The 17,138-nt window shown below is 66.2% G+C and carries 14 protein-coding genes; 5 read left to right on the top strand and 9 right to left on the bottom strand.

Annotated features, from left to right (window positions below; genetic code table 11):
• Positions 1 to 3: 3 nt before the first annotated feature.
• The 5 genes from ACIGJE_RS04200 to ACIGJE_RS04180 form a co-directional block, all read right to left on the bottom strand.
• Positions 4 to 612: an HAD family hydrolase gene (locus ACIGJE_RS04200; RefSeq protein ID WP_311934156.1), complete on the bottom strand. Its 609-nt coding sequence runs from the start codon at positions 610 to 612 to the stop codon at positions 4 to 6.
• A 22-nt stretch (positions 613 to 634) separates the two neighbouring features.
• Complete coding sequence (locus ACIGJE_RS04195; RefSeq protein WP_311934155.1) at positions 635 to 1,054, bottom strand: EVE domain-containing protein; 420 nt, start codon at positions 1,052 to 1,054, stop codon at positions 635 to 637.
• A 21-nt stretch (positions 1,055 to 1,075) separates the two neighbouring features.
• The gene (locus ACIGJE_RS04190) at positions 1,076 to 1,366 is read right to left on the bottom strand and encodes a YciI family protein (protein WP_105860858.1); all 291 of its coding nucleotides are present in this window, start codon (positions 1,364 to 1,366) and stop codon (positions 1,076 to 1,078) included.
• Positions 1,367 to 1,456: 90 nt separating this feature from the next.
• Positions 1,457 to 2,005 carry a cytochrome b/b6 domain-containing protein gene (locus ACIGJE_RS04185; RefSeq protein WP_367623603.1) on the bottom strand — a complete coding sequence of 183 codons (549 nt, stop codon included), beginning with the start codon at positions 2,003 to 2,005 and terminating at the stop codon, positions 1,457 to 1,459.
• A gap of 10 nt (positions 2,006 to 2,015) precedes the next feature.
• Entirely contained in the window at positions 2,016 to 3,419 is a 1,404-nt protein-coding gene (locus tag ACIGJE_RS04180) for a helix-turn-helix domain-containing protein (RefSeq protein ID WP_367623602.1), read from the bottom strand.
• A gap of 303 nt (positions 3,420 to 3,722) precedes the next feature.
• Between ACIGJE_RS04180 and ACIGJE_RS04175 the strand changes: the two genes are divergently transcribed.
• The 3 genes from ACIGJE_RS04175 to scpA are packed head-to-tail and all read left to right on the top strand — an operon-like array spanning position 3,723 to position 9,471.
• A complete protein-coding gene (locus ACIGJE_RS04175) occupies positions 3,723 to 5,255 on the top strand; it encodes an acyl-CoA carboxylase subunit beta (protein ID WP_415085825.1) in 1,533 nt (510 codons plus the stop codon).
• Between the two features lie 26 nt (positions 5,256 to 5,281).
• Entirely contained in the window at positions 5,282 to 7,285 is a 2,004-nt protein-coding gene (locus tag ACIGJE_RS04170; RefSeq protein WP_367623895.1) for an acetyl-CoA carboxylase biotin carboxylase subunit, read from the top strand.
• Positions 7,286 to 7,308: 23 nt separating this feature from the next.
• Positions 7,309 to 9,471, top strand: coding sequence for a methylmalonyl-CoA mutase (gene scpA / locus ACIGJE_RS04165; protein ID WP_415085827.1), 2,163 nt, complete (start codon positions 7,309 to 7,311; stop codon positions 9,469 to 9,471).
• A 143-nt stretch (positions 9,472 to 9,614) separates the two neighbouring features.
• On the opposite strand, the gene ACIGJE_RS04160 is transcribed toward scpA, so the two are convergent.
• On the bottom strand, positions 9,615 to 10,502 hold the full coding sequence (locus ACIGJE_RS04160) for a bifunctional 5,10-methylenetetrahydrofolate dehydrogenase/5,10-methenyltetrahydrofolate cyclohydrolase (RefSeq protein ID WP_311934149.1): 888 nt from the start codon (positions 10,500 to 10,502) through the stop codon (positions 9,615 to 9,617).
• Positions 10,503 to 11,012: 510 nt separating this feature from the next.
• Here ACIGJE_RS04160 and ACIGJE_RS04155 point away from each other — a divergent pair.
• Positions 11,013 to 14,318 (top strand): GH36-type glycosyl hydrolase domain-containing protein, encoded by a 3,306-nt coding sequence (locus ACIGJE_RS04155; RefSeq protein WP_415085829.1) that lies wholly within the window; start codon positions 11,013 to 11,015, stop codon positions 14,316 to 14,318.
• A gap of 191 nt (positions 14,319 to 14,509) precedes the next feature.
• On the opposite strand, the gene ACIGJE_RS04150 is transcribed toward ACIGJE_RS04155, so the two are convergent.
• Complete coding sequence (locus ACIGJE_RS04150) at positions 14,510 to 14,836, bottom strand: hypothetical protein (protein WP_394314000.1); 327 nt, start codon at positions 14,834 to 14,836, stop codon at positions 14,510 to 14,512.
• Between the two features lie 14 nt (positions 14,837 to 14,850).
• On the bottom strand, positions 14,851 to 15,072 hold the full coding sequence (locus ACIGJE_RS04145; protein ID WP_068283664.1) for a SlyX family protein: 222 nt from the start codon (positions 15,070 to 15,072) through the stop codon (positions 14,851 to 14,853).
• 80 nt (positions 15,073 to 15,152) lie between these two features.
• Here ACIGJE_RS04145 and ACIGJE_RS04140 point away from each other — a divergent pair, with 80 nt between their 5' ends.
• Entirely contained in the window at positions 15,153 to 15,947 is a 795-nt protein-coding gene (locus ACIGJE_RS04140; RefSeq protein ID WP_415081785.1) for a restriction endonuclease, read from the top strand.
• A 57-nt stretch (positions 15,948 to 16,004) separates the two neighbouring features.
• Here the strand turns inward: ACIGJE_RS04140 and ACIGJE_RS04135 are convergent, their stop codons facing one another.
• Positions 16,005 to 16,982: a C45 family autoproteolytic acyltransferase/hydrolase gene (locus ACIGJE_RS04135; RefSeq protein ID WP_415081787.1), complete on the bottom strand. Its 978-nt coding sequence runs from the start codon at positions 16,980 to 16,982 to the stop codon at positions 16,005 to 16,007.
• Between the last annotated feature and the right edge of the window lie 156 nt (positions 16,983 to 17,138).

The following is a 17,138-nucleotide window of genomic DNA, read 5'->3' as shown; positions in this document are numbered from 1 at the left end:
CGTTCACGCCGGCAGGATGGCGAGCAGGCGGCGGAGATCCGTGATGGTGATGGCCTCCCGCCCCGCCGGCCCGACGCCGCGGCGATCGAGATGCAGCGCCTGCAGTCCGGCCCGCGTTGCGCCTTGATAGTCGCTTCGCCAGCTATCGCCAACCATCAGGATTTCCTGCGGCTCACAGTCCAGCTGCCGGCATAGCGCCCGGTAGAAAGGGGCGTCGGGCTTGGCTGCACCGATCTCGAAGGATAGGCAAGCAACGTCCAGCAGGTCGCCATAGCAAGCCCGGATCGGGGTCTCGTAGGGCAAAGCAAGGTTGGAAGCGACAGCGACACGATAGCCGGCGCGATGCAGGGCGGTCAGCACATCCCGACCTTCTTCGAAGGGGCGAATGGACTTCAGCTCCGCTGCAAGATCAGACTGCCATTGCGCATTGAGCACAAGGCCGCAACGATCGGCGAAGGCGATCAGATCAAGCTCCTGGGTGATGGGCGAGACGAGGGGATTAATCGTTCTCGCCCGAGCAACGCGCTCGTACGGGCGACGCTTATCGGTGATCTCCACCAGCGTGCCATAGGCGTCGAAGGCAACAGCTCGGATGACATGAGAGTCGATCATCGGGCCGCCCCGTCCACCGAATTCAGCCCTTGTAGCCGCCCATCGCACAGACGAGCTGCCATTCTTCGTCCGTCACGGGCTGCACGGAGAGGCGCGACAGCTTCACCAGCGCCATGTTGGCGAGCCTCGGCTCGGCCTTGACGTCGGCCAAGGTCACCGGCTTGGGGAAGGGCGCCACCGCCTTGAAGTCGACCAGCACCCAGGGCTGGCCGGGCGTGGCCGGGTCCGGATAGTGCTCGCGTGCCACTTCGGCGACGCCGACGACGGCCTTGCCCTCGTTGGAATGGTAGAAGAAGGCCTTGTCGCCCTTCTTCATCGCCATGAGATTGAGCTTGGCGGCATGGTTGCGCACGCCGTCCCAGGGCGTGCCCTTGGCGCCGGCGGCGACCTGCTGGTCCCAGCTCCATACTTCCGGTTCGGACTTGATCAGCCAATGGGCCATGATGGTCTGCTCCTGCCCGGATCAGAGGCCGGCCGGGGGCTTGATGCCCCAGCGCCAGCGGCGGATGCTGGTGGAGGCGAACAGGCCGGCCTTGGCATAGGGATCGTTCTCGGCAAAGGTCCGGGCCTCGGCCTCGCTGGGGAAATCAACGATGAGGAGCGAGCCTACCATCTTCTCCTCGGCATCCAGGAAGGGGCCGGCGCCGAGAATATGGGCGTCCTGCGTCTTCAGATAATCGAGATGCGCCGGGCGCGTCGCCTGCCTGAGTTCGAGACCATTGGGAATGTCTTCGCATTGGATGACGAATAGCATGGCGGCGCCTTTCCTGATGTTTTCAATCCCCGCGTAGCGATTTCGCGAGAGGATGTCGAGAGACAAGCCGGGCCCGCTTCCCGCACACGTCTATGGCCTGCGATCGGCAGCGCCACGGTTGCGCCCATGCAGCATGCCGCCGAGGGTGCCGTCACGCAGCACGACCGCGTGGAACAAGACCGCCAGCACATGGACGACGACGAGGGCGACGAGCGCCCAGGTCAGCTGGGCATGCAGACTCAGCATCGTGCGCGGTGACACGCCCTCCAGCCCCGTCAGTACGGGCATGGGCAGCAGGTCGAAGGCGAGCGGCGGCGGCATGAACGGCGCCGGGCGATAGCCGAGCCAGCCCGTGAGCGGCACGAGCAGGAGCAAGGCATAGAGACCGGCGTGAGCGAGACCCGCCACGATCGCGGCAAGCGGAGAGCGAACGTGGCGCGGCGCATGGTCGAACAGCCGGGAGACGAGCCGAAGCGGGGTCAGCGCCAGGAGGACCAGGCCGAGCGAGAGATGGGCCGTCAGCCAGGCATTGCCCGCCATGGCCATGCCGCCGAGCAGGAAGAGGCCGATGATCCATTGCGCGGTGATCGCGATCGCCGTGATCCAGTGAAACAGCCGGGCTCTCGGGCTCCACCCCATCGCAGCCAGCCTAGACGATGCGATAGGGCACGATTTCGCGCCGGTCATGATTCACCGCCAGATGCGCCTTCAGGGGCGGCACGGCGCGCTGGTGGCAGTGCTGGCGCTCGCAGATGCGGCAGGAGATGCCGATCGGATCGAAACCCGCCTGGTTGGAAAGATCGAGACCGTCGGCATAGACGAAGTCCCGGGCATAGGCGATCTCGCAGCCGAGCGTGATGGCATAGCGACGCTGGGCCGCGTTGAAGCCGCCGCCGCCCTTGGCGATCTCGGTGGCGACGCTGAGATAGCGCTCGCCGTCCGGCGTCTCGGCGAGCTGGCGGATGATGCGGCCCGGCGCCTCGAAGGCCTGGTGCACGTTCCAGAGCGGGCAGGCGGAACCGAAGCGGGCGAATTGCAGCTTGGCCGCGCTGTGGCGCTTGGTGATGTTGCCGGCCCGGTCGATGCGCGCGAAGAACACCGGCACGCCCTTGAAGCCCGGCCGCTGCAGGGTGGAGAGGCGATGGGCCACCTGCTCGAGGCTGGCGCCGAAACGCGCCGCGAGGAGTTCGAGGTCGTGGCGCAACTCCCGGGCCGCAGCGAGAAAAGCCCGGTAGGGCAGGGTCAGCGCGCCGGCGAAATAATTGGTGAGGCCGATGCGGGCGATCTCCACTGCCTCGGCGCTGCGCCAGTCGGCTCCGGCCAGGATGGACGCAATCTCGGCTTCCGCTTCCAAGGCGGCGATCTGGAAAGCGAGCTGGAAATGACGGGTGGCGGCAGGGGAATAGGGATGCAGGCGCAGCACCCGCGCCTCCTTGTCGAAGCCGCGGATGATGCCTTCCTCGGCCGGCGCCTGCATCACCCTGACCCGGTGGCGGCTTTCGAGATGAGCGGTGAAGGCGGCGCCGGGCTCGCGGCGGGGCAGCCCCAGGCGCTCGGCCAGGGCTTCGGCGGCGGTGTCGAGCTCATGCACGTAATTGTCGAGGAAGTGGAAGAAATCGCGCACTTCCTCATAGGGCGTCGGCTCGGACAGGCCGCCCGCCAACCGTCCGTCCAGGCTCGCCAATTGCTCGGAATTGCGCCTGTAGGCCTGGTGCGCGGTGATCAGGGCATGGGCAAAGCCCGGCGCGTTCTGGGTGACCAGCTTCAATTCCTGCAGGCTCGGCGCCAAAGCGTCGAAGAGCGGATCGGCCAGGGCCTCGTTCAGGGCCGAGAGCAGGCGGTCGCCGTCACTCTGGGCGATGGTGGCGATATCGATGTCGAAACGCTCGGCCAGCGCCAGCAGCACCGCGGCCGAGAGGGGGCGCTGGTTGTTCTCCATCTGGTTGAGATAGGAGGTGGAGATGCCGAGCCGCTGAGCGAACGCCGCCTGGGTGGCGTGGGCGGCCTCGCGGATGGCCCTGAGGCGGGCGCCGATGAAGAGTTTGCCGGCCATATTCGCAATTTCGCAATTTGCAATCCAATTTAGCATAAATCATGCATTCGCACTCTTTCAAGCAAGAACAAAGAGCGCAGAAAAGCTAATGGTTCCTCCCGTGAAGGATCGAATTGCCTAGACGCTTGTCATTGCCGGGCTTGACCCGGCAATCCAACCCCTTTCGAGACAATGAAACGGGAGCCGCTGGATGCCCGGGTCAAGCCCGGGCATGACAAGGACAGCGTTTCATGCCTCCGTGGGCCGTGCTGGGCAGCGAGAGATGTCGATCCAGGCAATGTCGAACCGTGTGGAGCAAGCCCGATGCGCGCCGTCCTCGAACAGTTGGAAAGCCGCCGCGAGGAGGCGAGGCTCGGCGGCGGCCTCAGGCGCATCGAAGCCCAGCATGCCAAGGGCAAACTGACAGCCCGGGAACGCCTGGAAGTCCTGCTCGACGAGGGCTCCTTCGAGGAGTTCGACATGTATGTCACCCATCGTGCCGTGGATTTCGGCATGGCGAACCAGAAGGTCGCCGGCGATGGCGTGGTCACCGGCTGGGGCACGATCAACGGACGCCTCGTCTATGTGTTCAGCCAGGATTTCACCGTGCTCGGCGGCTCGCTGTCCGAGACCCATGCCCAGAAGATCTGCAAGATCATGGACATGGCCCTGCGCAACGGCGCGCCGGTGATCGGCCTCAACGATTCGGGCGGCGCCCGCATCCAGGAAGGCGTCGCTTCGCTGGCCGGCTATGCCGATGTGTTCAAGCGCAATGTCGAGGCCTCCGGCGTGGTGCCGCAGATCTCGGTGATCATGGGCCCCTGTGCCGGCGGCGCGGTCTATTCACCGGCGATGACCGACTTCATCTTCATGGTGCGCGACACTTCCTACATGTTCGTCACCGGCCCCGACGTGGTGAAGACCGTCACCAACGAGGTGGTCAGCGCCGAGGAACTCGGCGGCGCCCGCACCCATACCCAGAAATCCTCGGTGGCGGACGGCGCCTTCGACAATGACGTCGAGGCGCTGGAGGAGATCCGGCGCCTGTTCGACTTCCTGCCGCTCAACAACCGCGACAAGCCGCCGGTGCGGCCCTTCCACGACGACCCGTCGCGGCTGGAGATGCGCCTGGACACTTTGGTGCCCGACAGCTCCACTAGGCCCTACGACATGAAGGAGCTGATCCTGGCCGTCGCCGACGAGGGCGATTTCTTCGAGGTGGGCGAAGCCTTCGCCCGCAACCTCGTCACCGGTTTCATCCGCATCGAGGGCCAGACCGTCGGCGTGGTCGCCAACCAGCCTTTGGTGCTGGCCGGTTGCCTCGACATCGATTCCTCGCGCAAGGGCGCGCGCTTCGTGCGCTTCTGCGACGCCTTCTCCATCCCGATCCTGACTTTGGTCGACGTGCCCGGCTTCCTGCCGGGCACCGGCCAGGAATATGGCGGAGTGATCAAGCACGGCGCCAAGCTGCTCTTCGCCTATTCCCAAGCCACCGTGCCGATGGTGACGCTGATCACGCGCAAGGCCTATGGCGGCGCCTATGACGTCATGGCGTCCAAGCATATCGGCGCCGACGTCAACTATGCCTGGCCCACGGCCGAGATCGCCGTGATGGGCGCCAAGGGCGCGGCCGAGATCCTGCATCGGGCCGAGCTCGGCGATGCCGCCAAGATCGCCGAGCGCGCCCGGGACTACGAGGCCCGCTTCGCCAATCCCTTCATCGCGGCCGAGCGCGGCTTCATCGACGAGGTGATCCTGCCGCACACCTCGCGCAAGCGCATCGCCCGCGCCTTCGCCGCCCTGCGCCGCAAAACGGTGGAGACGCGCTGGCGCAAGCACGACACCATGCCGCTGTGAGGATCGACACCGTGACCACGCCCGTTTTGTTCAAGAAGATCCTCATCGCCAATCGCGGCGAGATCGCCTGCCGCGTCATCCGCAGTGCGCGCAAGCTCGGCATCGCCACCGTCGCCGTCTATTCCGACGCCGACCACGATGCCGTGCATGTGCGCGAGGCCGACGAGGCCGTGCGCATCGGCCCGTCGGCTTCGGCGCAGTCCTATCTCAAGATCGACGCCATACTCGCTGCGATCCGTGAGACGGGTGCCGATGCGGTGCATCCGGGTTATGGCTTCCTGTCGGAGAACGCCGCCTTCGCCAACGCGCTCGCCGAGGAGGGCGTCGCCTTCATCGGCCCGCCGCCCAAGGCGATCGAGGCGATGGGCGACAAGATCACCTCCAAGAAGCTCGCAGCCGAAGCCGGCGTGTCGACGGTTCCAGGCCATATGGGCCTGATCGAGGACGCGTCCGAGGCCGCCCGTATCGCCGCCGAGATCGGCTATCCCGTGATGATCAAGGCCTCCGCCGGCGGCGGCGGCAAGGGCATGCGCATCGCCTGGAACGACGCCGAGGCCCGCGAAGGTTTCCGCGCCTCGCGCTCGGAGGCCAAGTCCTCCTTCGGCGACGACCGCATCTTCGTCGAGAAATTCGTCACCGAGCCGCGCCATATCGAGATCCAGGTGCTGGGCGACCAGCATGGCAATCTGATCTATCTGGGCGAGCGCGAATGCTCGATCCAGCGCCGCAACCAGAAGGTCATCGAGGAAGCGCCCTCCTCCTTCCTCGACGAGACGACAAGGCGCGCCATGGGCGAGCAGGCCGTGGCCCTCTCCCGCGCCGTCGGCTACCACTCCGCCGGCACGGTGGAGTTCATCGTCGACAAGGACCGCAATTTCTACTTCCTGGAGATGAACACCCGCCTGCAGGTCGAGCATCCGGTGACCGAACTGGTCACCGGCCTCGATCTGGTGGAGGCGATGATCCGCGTCGCCGCCGGCGAGCGCCTGCCCCTCAGCCAGGACGAGGTCCGCCTCACCGGCTGGGCCATGGAGGCGCGCGTCTATGCCGAGGACCCCTATCGCAACTTCCTGCCTTCGATCGGACGCCTGAGCCGCTATCGCCCGCCCGCCGAAGGACCGGATGGCGAGGGCGGCCTGGTGCGGGTCGATGCCGGCGTGCAGGAAGGTGGCGAGATCTCGATCCATTACGATCCGATGATCGCCAAGCTGTGCGCCTATGCCCCGACCCGCCTGGAGGCGATCGATGCCCTCGCCCGTGCCCTCGACCAGTTCGAGCTGGAGGGCATCGGCCATAACCTGCCTTTCCTCGCGGCCCTGGCCGATCATGAGCGTTTCCGCGCCGGAAGGCTGACCACCGCCTTCATCGCCGAGGAATATGAGGGGGGCTTTACCGGCGTCGAGCCTGGAGACGCCGACCTGCCGCGCTTGGCAGCCGTGGCCGCGGTGATCAGCCATATCCGCCAGCACCGCGACAGCGCCATCACCGGCGCCATGGACAATCACCGGCGCGCCATCGGCCGCGACTTCGTCGCCACTCTGGCAGGCCGGGCCCTGCCCTTCACCATCGATGCGGTCGACGGCGGCTATCATGTCGTCTTCGAAGGCGGCCTGTTGCTGGCCGTCACCAGCCGCTGGACGCCCGGCCAGGCGCTCGGCCAGTTCAGCGTCGGTGGCGAGGCCATGGCGGTGAAGGTCGGCATCACCGCCGGCGGGCTGCGCCTGCGCTGGCATGGCCGCGACGTCCTGGTGCAGGTGCGCAGTCCCCGCGTCGCCGAGCTTGCCCGCCTGATGCGCGAGAAAATTCCGCCCGATACCTCCAAGCTGCTGCTCTGCCCGATGCCAGGCGTGGTCGCGGCCATCACCGTCAGCGAAGGCGAAGCGGTGGAAGCGGGCCAGGCGCTCGCCACCATCGAGGCGATGAAGATGGAGAACGTGTTGCGCGCCGAGAAGGCCGGCACGATCAGCCGCATCGCCGTGGCCGAAGGCGCCAGTCTCGCCGTCGACGAACTCATCCTCGAATTCGAATGAGGCCAGCCATGTCAGGATCCGCCATGTCTGCACCGACTTCCACAGCCGACACCGCGCTCGAAGATTGGCGCGCACTCGCCAGGAAGGAGGTCAAGGCCGATCCCGACAGCCTGACCTGGCAGACCCCGGAGGGCATCGCGGTCAAGCCGCTCTATACCGAGGCCGATCTCGCCGGCGTCGGCCATCTCGGTTCCCTGCCGGGACAGCAGCCTTACCTGCGCGGCCCGCGCGCAACCATGTATGCCGGCCGGCCCTGGACCATCCGCCAATATGCCGGCTTCTCCACGGCAGAGGCCTCCAACGCCTTCTACCGCAAGGCGCTCGCCGCCGGGCAGAAGGGTCTCTCCGTCGCCTTCGACCTCGCCACCCATCGCGGCTATGATTCCGACCATCCGCGCGTGGAGGGCGATGTCGGCAAGGCCGGCGTCGCCATCGACAGCGTCGAGGACATGAAGATCCTGTTCGACGCCATCCCACTCGAGGAGATGTCGGTCTCCATGACCATGAACGGGGCGGTACTGCCGGTGCTGGCCTTCTTCATCGTGGCCGGCGAGGAACAGGGCGTATCGCGCGCGAAACTATCGGGCACGATTCAAAACGACATCCTCAAGGAATTCATCACCCGCAACACCTATATCTACCCGCCCGCCGCCTCGATGCGCATCGTCGCCGACATCATCACCTATACCGCCAAGGAGATGCCGCGCTTCAACTCGATCTCGATTTCCGGCTACCACATGCAGGAGGCGGGAGCGACTTTGGTGCAGGAGCTCGCCTTCACCCTGGCCGATGGCCGCGACTATGTGCGGGCGGCGCTGGCCAAGGGGCTCGACGTCGACGCCTTCGCCGGGCGGCTCTCCTTCTTCTTCGCCATCGGCATGAATTTCTTCATGGAGGTGGCCAAGCTACGCGCGGCCCGGCTGCTGTGGTCGCGTATCATGACCGAGTTCGGCCCCAAGGATCCGCAATCGCTGATGCTGCGCACCCATTGCCAGACCTCGGGCGTCTCGCTGGCCGAGCGCGATCCCTACAACAACATCGTGCGCACCGCCTATGAGGCGATGGCGGCGGCCCTCGGCGGCACGCAATCGCTGCACACCAATTCCTTCGACGAGGCGATCGCGCTGCCGACGGAATTCTCGGCCCGCATCGCCCGCAACACCCAGCTCATCCTGCAGCACGAGACCGGCGTGACCAAGGTGGTCGATCCCCTGGCCGGTTCCTATTATCTCGAAAGCCTCACCCATGATCTGGCCAGCCAGGCCTGGGCGCTGATCGAGGAGGTCGAGGCGATGGGCGGCATGACGGCGGCGGTGGCGGCCGGCCTGCCCAAGCGCCTGATCGAGGAGGCCGCAACCAAGCGGCAGGCGGCCGTCGACCGCGGCGACGAGGTGGTGGTCGGCGTCAACCGCTACCAGCTCGAGGACGAGCCCGCGATCGACAGCCTCGACATCGACAATCATGCCGTGCGCGCCGCGCAGATTCGGCGCCTGGCGGATGTCCGGCGCCGGCGCGACCCGCAGGCGCTGGCCAAGGCCCTTGCCGTCCTCACCGAGGTGGCCCGTTCAGGCACCGGCAATCTCCTGGAGGCGGCCGTCGAAGCGGCTCGCCACCGCGCCACGGTGGGCGAGATTTCCGACGCGCTCAGGGCCGAATTCGGCGACCACAGCGCCCGTCCCAAGGTGGTGGCGGACATTTATCGCCCTGCTTTCGGCGAAGGGCCGGAAGTGGAAATCCTTGCCGGCCGCATCGCCAATTTCACGGCACAACGCGGGGCCAAGCCGCGCATCCTGGTGGCCAAGCTTGGCCAGGACGGCCATGACCGCGGCGCCCGGGTGGTCGCCTCGGCCTTCACCGACATGGGTTTCGAGGTGGTCGCCGGCCCGCTGTTCCAGACCCCGGACGAGGCTGTCGACCTGGCCCTGGCCGAGAAGGTCGACGTCGTCGGCGTCTCCTCGCTCGCGGCCGGCCACAAGACGCTGCTGCCCCAGCTGATCGAAAAGCTGAAGGCGCGCGGCCGGGCCGATATCGCCGTGGTCTGCGGCGGCGTCATTCCACGCCAGGACTATGATTTCCTGCGCGAGGCCGGGGTCTCGGCCGTGTTCGGCCCGGGCACGCCGGTGCTCGACGCGGCGCGCACCGTGCTCGATCTGCTGGAGGGGCGGCTGAGCAATGAGCTTCGATAAGCCTTCTCCCCTTGCGGGAGAAGGTGCCCCGAAGGGGCGGATGAGGGGAGAAACACGACCACTGCAGGGATGCGCTAACACCCCTCATCCGTCCTCGCTGTGCTCGGCCACCTTCTCCCGCAAGGGGAGAAGGTTTTTGGCGCTTACCCCTTCACTCTGGCTTCCGCCGCCACGATGGTGTTGTGCAGCAGGCAGGCGACGGTCATCTTGCCGACGCCGCCGGGAACCGGGGTGATGTGGGAGGCCTTGCCCATGGCTTCCTTGGTGGCGACGTCGCCGACGATGCGGCCCTTGCCATCCTCGGTGGGCACGCGGTTGATGCCGACATCGATGACCACGGCGCCATCCTTGATCCAGTCGCCCTTGACCATTTCGGGCCGGCCGACGGCGGCGACCAGGATATCGGCCTCGCGGCAGACGGCGGGCAGGTCCTTGGTGCGCGAATGGGCTGTCGTCACCGTGCAATCATAGGCGAGCAGGAGCGCACCCATCGGCTTGCCGACGATGTTGGAGCGGCCGACGACCACGGCCTTCTTGCCGGAAAGCCCTTCCTTGCCCACGGTGTCGAGCAGCATCAGCAGCGAGCCGAGCGGGGTGCAGGGGATCAGCATCGCTTCCGGGTCGATCCTGGACGCGGTGAAGAGCTTGCCGACATTCATCGGATGGAAGCCGTCGACATCCTTGGCCGGATGGATGGCATCGATCATCATCTGGCCGTCGAGATGGTCGGGCAGCGGCAGCTGCACCAGGATGCCGTCGACGCCCTCATCGGCGTTGAGGCCCGCGATCACGCCGAGCAGCTCTTCCTTGGAAACGGTTTCGGGCAATTCGATCAGACGGCCGTCGATCGCCGTCTCATGCGCCATCTTGGCCTTGGTGTTCACATAGGCCCGGCTCGCCGGATTGTTGCCGACGATCACCACGTCGAGGCGCGGCTTGCGGCCATGGGCGGCGGCAAAGGCCTCCGCGCGTACCTTGGTGCGGGCGCGGACATTGGCCGCATGGACGTTGCCGTCGATCAATTCGGTCATGGCGAGCTTTCGATGGTTTACGGACAGTGGAATTTCTTTCTTCAGAATAAATTATAGCGCAGCCACGTCTTGTGCAACAAGCCTATCTCGTCCTGTTCTGTCTTGTTTTTCCCTCAGATGCGCGGCCAGCTCGGGGGCAAGATGCGGACGGGACGTCCAGGCGGGAGGATAGGGGTTGGGCGAGATGACCGGACGCCGAAAAGGCTCAACACTTGCGCCCCCTCGCCCCGTTTACGGGGAGAGGATAGAGGTGAGGGGCTACGCAATGCCTTCAATTTACGAGGTCGAGCTGCCCCTCATCCTTACCTTCTCCCCGTAAGAACGGGGCGAAGGGGTGACCAGCGTCGCGTTCCCGGCCCCGAGCGTGCACCCTGTGTAGTTGGAATGTGTCACTCCGGAATCGTTGACAGGACCCGCTTTTGCCTCCCGAGTAGCGTCCTGACAAGGTCGACCGATGGCGCTGCGATTCGCAGGTGTCTGCATCGGCCGGCCAGCTTGAGGAGACAGGCCATGGCGGATGGCAGCACGCGCCAATTTTCGATCCCGCGCGAAAAGGACCTCCAGCTCAGGACCATTCGAAACAGCGGCGGCCTCAGCGTCTCCTTCGTGGAGAACGGCACGGTCTTCGCCATCGAGCATGACGACGGCAAGGACCGGGTCACGCTCAACCAAGTGCTGGGATCGCCCGTCCATGGTGGCATCGGCCGGCTCTATCTGCGCGCCGGCGGCCCAAATCCCTTCGTCCAGGAACTGGTCGGCCCCGGTGCCAAGGGCCGGTTCGCGGCGTCTGGCTCCAGCGCGGTCTGGCAAAGCGAGGCCGGCGGCATCGCCTATCGGGTAAGGCTCGCACTCCATCCCAGCGAGGCGCTCTGGTTCTGGCAGGTCGAACTGTCGGGCTCGGGGCCGGCCCAGCCCTGCGACCTCGTCCTCATCCAGGATGTCGGCCTCGGCAGCCGCGGCTTCCTGATGAACAGCGAGGCCTATGTCTCGCAATATCTCGACCACCATGTCGAGCATCACGAAACCCTCGGCCCGGTGCTGATGAGCCGGCAGAACCTGTCGCAGGGCGGCAAATTCCCCTGGCTGGTGCAGGGCTGCGTCAGCGGCGCGAAGGCCTTCGCCACCGACGCGATCCAGGTCCTGGGGCCGGATTACCGCGTCACCGGCGCGTTCGCCGCCGCCTTCAGCACCGACCTGCCTTCGCAGCGCCGCCAGCACGAGGTCGGTTGCATCGCCCTGCAGTCCAATCCCGTCAGTGTCGGGCAGGGTGCGAAGGCCGATATCACCTTCTTCGCGTCGTTCACGCCCGATCATCGCGCCGCTTCCGGCCCGACCGACCTGCCCGCGGCTATCGCCGCGGCCGCCCAGGCCGGGGAAGTCGGCACGGATGCCCCCTCGCCAACCGAGCCCGCCCGCAGCCTCGTGCAGGACGCCGCCCCGCTGGCCGTGCTCCCGCTCGAAGCCGGAGACGTCGCGGCCCGCTACCCCGAGCGCCTGGCGGAGGAAGTCCAGAACGGCACATTGCTGTCCTTCTTCGTGCCGGAGGGCGAGCAGAATCGGCATGTCGTGCTCGCTGCCAAGGAAGCCCAGGTGCCGCGCCGCCATGGCGCCCTCCTGCGCAGCGGCACCAGCATGCGGCTCGACGATGCAACCCTGTGCTCCACCGCCTGGATGCATGGCGTGTTCGGGGCGCAGCTCACCATCGGCAACACCTCCTTCCACAAGCTGTTCTCGGTCTCGCGCGATCCCTACAACATCACGCGCGGCAGCGGCCTGCGCATCCTGATGGACACGGGCGAGGGCTGGAAACTGCTGGCCGTGCCGAGCGCCTTCGACATCGGGCTCAACGACGCCAAATGGATCTATCGCCTGCCCGGGCGCACCGTCACCGTGCATGCCATTGCCGCCGGCGACGCACCCGCCATGCAATGGCGTGTCACCGTCGAAGGGGCGCCCTGTCGTTTCCTGGTGTTCGGCCATGTGGTGATGGGCGAGCGCGACTATGAGCAGACCGGCACCATCAGCGTCGATGCCAGGGACAAGCGCATCAACCTGTCGCCCGGCTCGGACTGGCTGTGGGGGCAGACTTACAGGCAAGCGGCCTATCACCTCGTCACCTCGACGCCATCTGCGGTCGAGACCGTGGGCGGTGACGAGCTCCTCTATGTCGACGGCAAGGCGCGCGACGGCGCCTATGTCGCCCTGCGCTCCCACGCCACCAACGAACTCGTCTTCGCCGTCACCGGCTCGATGACATCGACCGCCGAGGGAGAACAGCTGGCTGCGCGCTTTGCCGCCGGCCCGGATGCCGAGAGCCTGCTCGCCCCGGCGCGCCAATTCTGGAGCCTGCTCACCCGCGACCTGCGCCTGAAAGGCAGCGGCCCCGATGTCGAGGCCCAGGATCTGATGCTGCCCTGGCTCGCCCATGACGCCATGATGCATCTCACCGTGCCGCACGGCCTGGAGCAATATACCGGCGCCGCCTGGGGCACCCGCGACGTCTGCCAGGGCCCGATCGAGCTGATGCTCGCCCTCGAGCACGATGCCGAGGTGCGCCACATTCTCCTCACCCTCTTCGGCGAACAGTCGCAGAGCCGGGGGGACTGGCCGCAATGGTTCATGCTCGACCCCTATCCCTATATCCGGGCCGGCGACAGCCATGGCGACGTCATCGTCTGGCCGCTGAAGGCGCTGTGCGACTATGTCGAGGCCACCGGCGACCTCGCCGTGCTGGAGGCGCAGGCGCCCTGGCGCGACGACAAGAATGCAGCGACCGCGACGCGGTCGACGCTCGCTGCCCATGTCGACAAGCTTCTGGAGACGGTTACGGCGAGCTTCATCCCCGGCACGCACCTGGTGCGCTATGGCGAGGGCGACTGGAACGATTCGCTCCAGCCCGCCGATCCGCATCTGCGCGACTGGATGGTGTCGAGCTGGACGGTGGCACTGCTCTACGAGCAGATCGTGCGCTATTCTGCCATCCTCAAGCGCCGCGGCGAGACGGCCCGCAGCACCGAGCTTTCCGACCTCGCCGCCCGGATGCGCGGCGATTTCAACCAGCACCTGATCCGCGACGGCGTGGTGGCCGGCTATGGCCTGTTCGATCCCGAGATCTTCGGTGCGGCGGAGGCGGCTCCCGGCGAGACCGACACAGCCCCGGTCGATGCGAAGCAGGGCGGCGTCGAACTGCTGCTGCATCCCAGCGACACCAGGACGGGCCTGTCCTATTCGCTGATCTCGATGACGCAGCCCATCATCGGCGGCCTGTTCACGCACGACCAGGCCCGCCACCACCTCAAGCTGATCGAGGAACATCTGTTGCTGCCGGACGGCGCCCATCTGATGGATCGGCCCGTCGTCTACAATGGCGGCCCGGAAAAGCTGTTCCGCCGCGCCGAATCCTCGTCCTTCTTCGGGCGCGAGATCGGCCTGATGTATGTGCACGCCCATCTGCGCTATTGCGAGGCCCTGGCCAAGCATGGCGAGGCGAAGAAGGTCTGGGATGGCCTGGCCTTGATCAACCCGATCGCGGTGACGCAGCGCCTGCCCAATGCCTCGCGGCGCCAGCGCAACACCTATTTCTCTTCCTCCGACGCCGCCTTCCCCGACCGCTATGTCGCCAGCGCCGAATGGGGCCGGGTCAGGGCCGGGACCGTCGATGTCGACGGCGGCTGGCGCATCTATTCGAGCGGCCCGGGCCTCTATACCCGCGCCATCGTCGAGCAGGTCCTCGGCAAGCGCCGGCGTTTCGGCGTGAGGGAAGAGAACCCGCTGACCGTAGCGGCGCTGGAGGGCAGCCGGTCGGATCTGGGATGATCCTGGGATCGCCGGCTTCTAGAGCAAAGCGCGTTCAAGTGTGAACGCTTGTTTGCTCTAACTCTTTGGTTCGACGCGTCTTTGCGATTCTTGGTGATTCCACCAAATCGCAAAACGCTCCAGCCGGCTCTTGGAAACAGAGCGTTTGCAGGCGAGGAAGAGCCGGCTGGAAGCCGGCGGTCCCAGGGACCCTACTCTTCCTTCTTGGCCTGGCGTTTCTTGGTGCGACGGCGCTGCTTGCGCAATTCGGAGCTCTCATGCACGCCAAAAGTCGAGACTGGCTTGCGCTTGCGCGAATCGGCCCTCTTCTCCGCCCGTGCCTTGTCCTTCAGCAGCGCCTTCACCTGCTTGAGCTGCTCCTGCGTGAAGAAGACTTCCCGGCCCATGGCGGTGAAGAAGCCGTGCTGGCGCGCGACATTGGCGAGCGGCTTGGCTTCCACGCCCAGAAGGCGGGCCGCTTGAGCAAGCGATATCGGGGCGGAGGATTGCGGATCTTCGGTCACGGTCGGTTCCGGCATGATTGTCTCGATCCTCAATAGTGCGGCGGTGGCGGTTCGGGCAACCCGGCGAGATCGGCCCGTTGCTCGCCGATCTCGACGCGATCCTGGAGCTGGACGAGCAACCGGTTCAGCGCCTCGATCTGCTTCCATTGCGCAATGATGGCCTGGTTGAGATCCTCGATGGTCTCGTCCTGGAAGGCCACACGTGTCTCCAGCGCATCGATGCGGGCGCTGAGCGTTTCGATCTCGGTCATGGCCATTCCCATATCCGTTTTGCCGTTCATTACCGGCCCCATCCAACCTCTTGGCAAGAACTTTGCGCTAGAACCAGCCCATGTTTCGGGGATTCGGCATATTTCGCGCGTCGACATGGGTCAACCTGACCAAATTCGCGATCGTCTTCATCGTCGCGATGAATCTGGCGCGTCTCGACCGCCTGACGGGCATCGCCGCCGGCCTTGCCCTTGCCGCCCTCGTGCTGGTCTGGCTGGCGACCCGGCTCGGCCTGCTGCCCGTCGGCGGCGACAGCCCCGAATGGCGGCGCCTGATCCGCCGCCACGGCCCGGCCCTGACCAAGCGCTATCGCCAACTCGTGCGCATCAATGCCTATGGCGCCGAGGAGTTCGACAAATGGCGGGATGAACTGGTGCGCTTTCGCGAGTCGACCAAGCTCTCGCTCGATGAGAAGGACATCGCCCGTTTCGACGCCCTGGCCACCCGCATGGTGAGCAAATGGGCCTCGGCCCAGCCCGATGCACGCATCCCGGAAGCGATGGAGGAAATCACGCCGCAGGATTACGAGCATCTCTGCGCCGATCTCCTGCGCAAGGCCGGCTGGGAAGCGGAGGTGACGGGGCAGTCGGGCGATCAGGGCATCGACATCCTGGCGCAGCGCCACGACATGACCGTCGCCCTGCAATGCAAACTCTATTTCGGCAATCCGGTCGGCAACAAGGCGGTGCAGGAAGCCCATGCCGCCGCCGGCTATGTCGACGCCGATTACGCCGTGGTGGTCTCCAACCGGGATTTCACCAACTCGGCCGAGCAGCTCGCCCGCAAGCTCGGCGTGCTCCTCGTCCATCATAGCGAACTGCCCGACCTGGAGACGATGCTGCAACCGGCACGATAGGCTTCTTCACCCTCCCCTGGAGGGGGAGGGTGAAAATGCTGGCTTCGAAGCAAGCGATCAATCCGGATAGCTGACCTGGAACTCGATCTGGCCGTAATCCTGGAAGGTCCAGTGCCTTGCGGCCTGGCCGGGCCAGAGCAGGGTGACGGCGCCGGCGGTCGGGCGGTAGCAGGCCGTGTAGACCGTGCCGAAGCCCTGCGCGTAGCTGGTCGCCAGCAAGGGCGGGGTCAGGAAGGCGGCGGCCAGGCCGGCGCCGTCGAGTCCGGGATCGGCCAGGATCCGCTCCAGGGCCTCGGCCCGCTGCACCGTACGCGAGAGGCGGCCATGCCTCGGCCATTCGACGCCGAGCTGGTGATTGGTGGTGAAAGCCTTGCCGGAGACGATCGCCGGCCGGTCGGGCGAGAGATAAACCGTTTCAGAGCGCCCCTGGCGGTCGAGCACCGTGACATTATAGGCCATGTGGCAGGGAACCGAGCGCAGCGCCTCCACGGCCTGATAGGTATCGGAGCAGACCTCCAGGAGATAGCGCACGATCATGGGCGCGCCGAATCCCCGGCCCGCCACTGCACGCCCGCCAAAGGTGAGCGAGACCACGAGGCCGGCATCGTTCATGCCGTCGGCGAGGCCGGACAGGCCGTCCACCATGCCGATGACGTCCCGGCTGCGCCAGCGCGAGCGAAGCAGCGTGCCCTCGTTCAGCTCCGGCGCCAGATCGTAGTTGCGCACCAGGATGGGGCCTTCAGCATCGACCAGCACGGCCTGGCTGCAATGGACGAGATAGCGCGGCGGAGTCCAGAAGCTCAGGAAGCGGGCGACATCCTCGTCCGACGGCACCGCCGCCACCAGTCCGGACCACAGCCCCTCCATTTCCGGCATGAAGCGCCGCACGGCGCGTGTCGCATCGGTGAGGCTGGGCGCCTGCGCGCCGCCCCGTTCCAGAAACCATTGTCGCCACCCCGGCCAGCCGGCCTGGAACACCGCGTTCCAGGCCGGTCCCGGGCCTTGTTCCCGCAAGCTGCGGAACCCTACGTTCATTTTTGTCCACTCATGCCGTCAAAGCCTGCCTCGAAGCTCTGGGCGAGTTAAAAATAGCCCGGATTGTCATGCCCGGGCCTGTCCCGGGCATCCAGCGGCCCCGTCTTCGATGCTCGGTAAGGCTGGATTGCCGGGTCAAGCCCGGCAATGACAAAG

Source organism: Labrys sp. E2SS-1L (assembly GCF_057073705.1).
The sequence above is the reverse complement of the archived record's forward strand: the minus strand, read 5'-3'. Positions and strand labels throughout refer to the sequence as shown.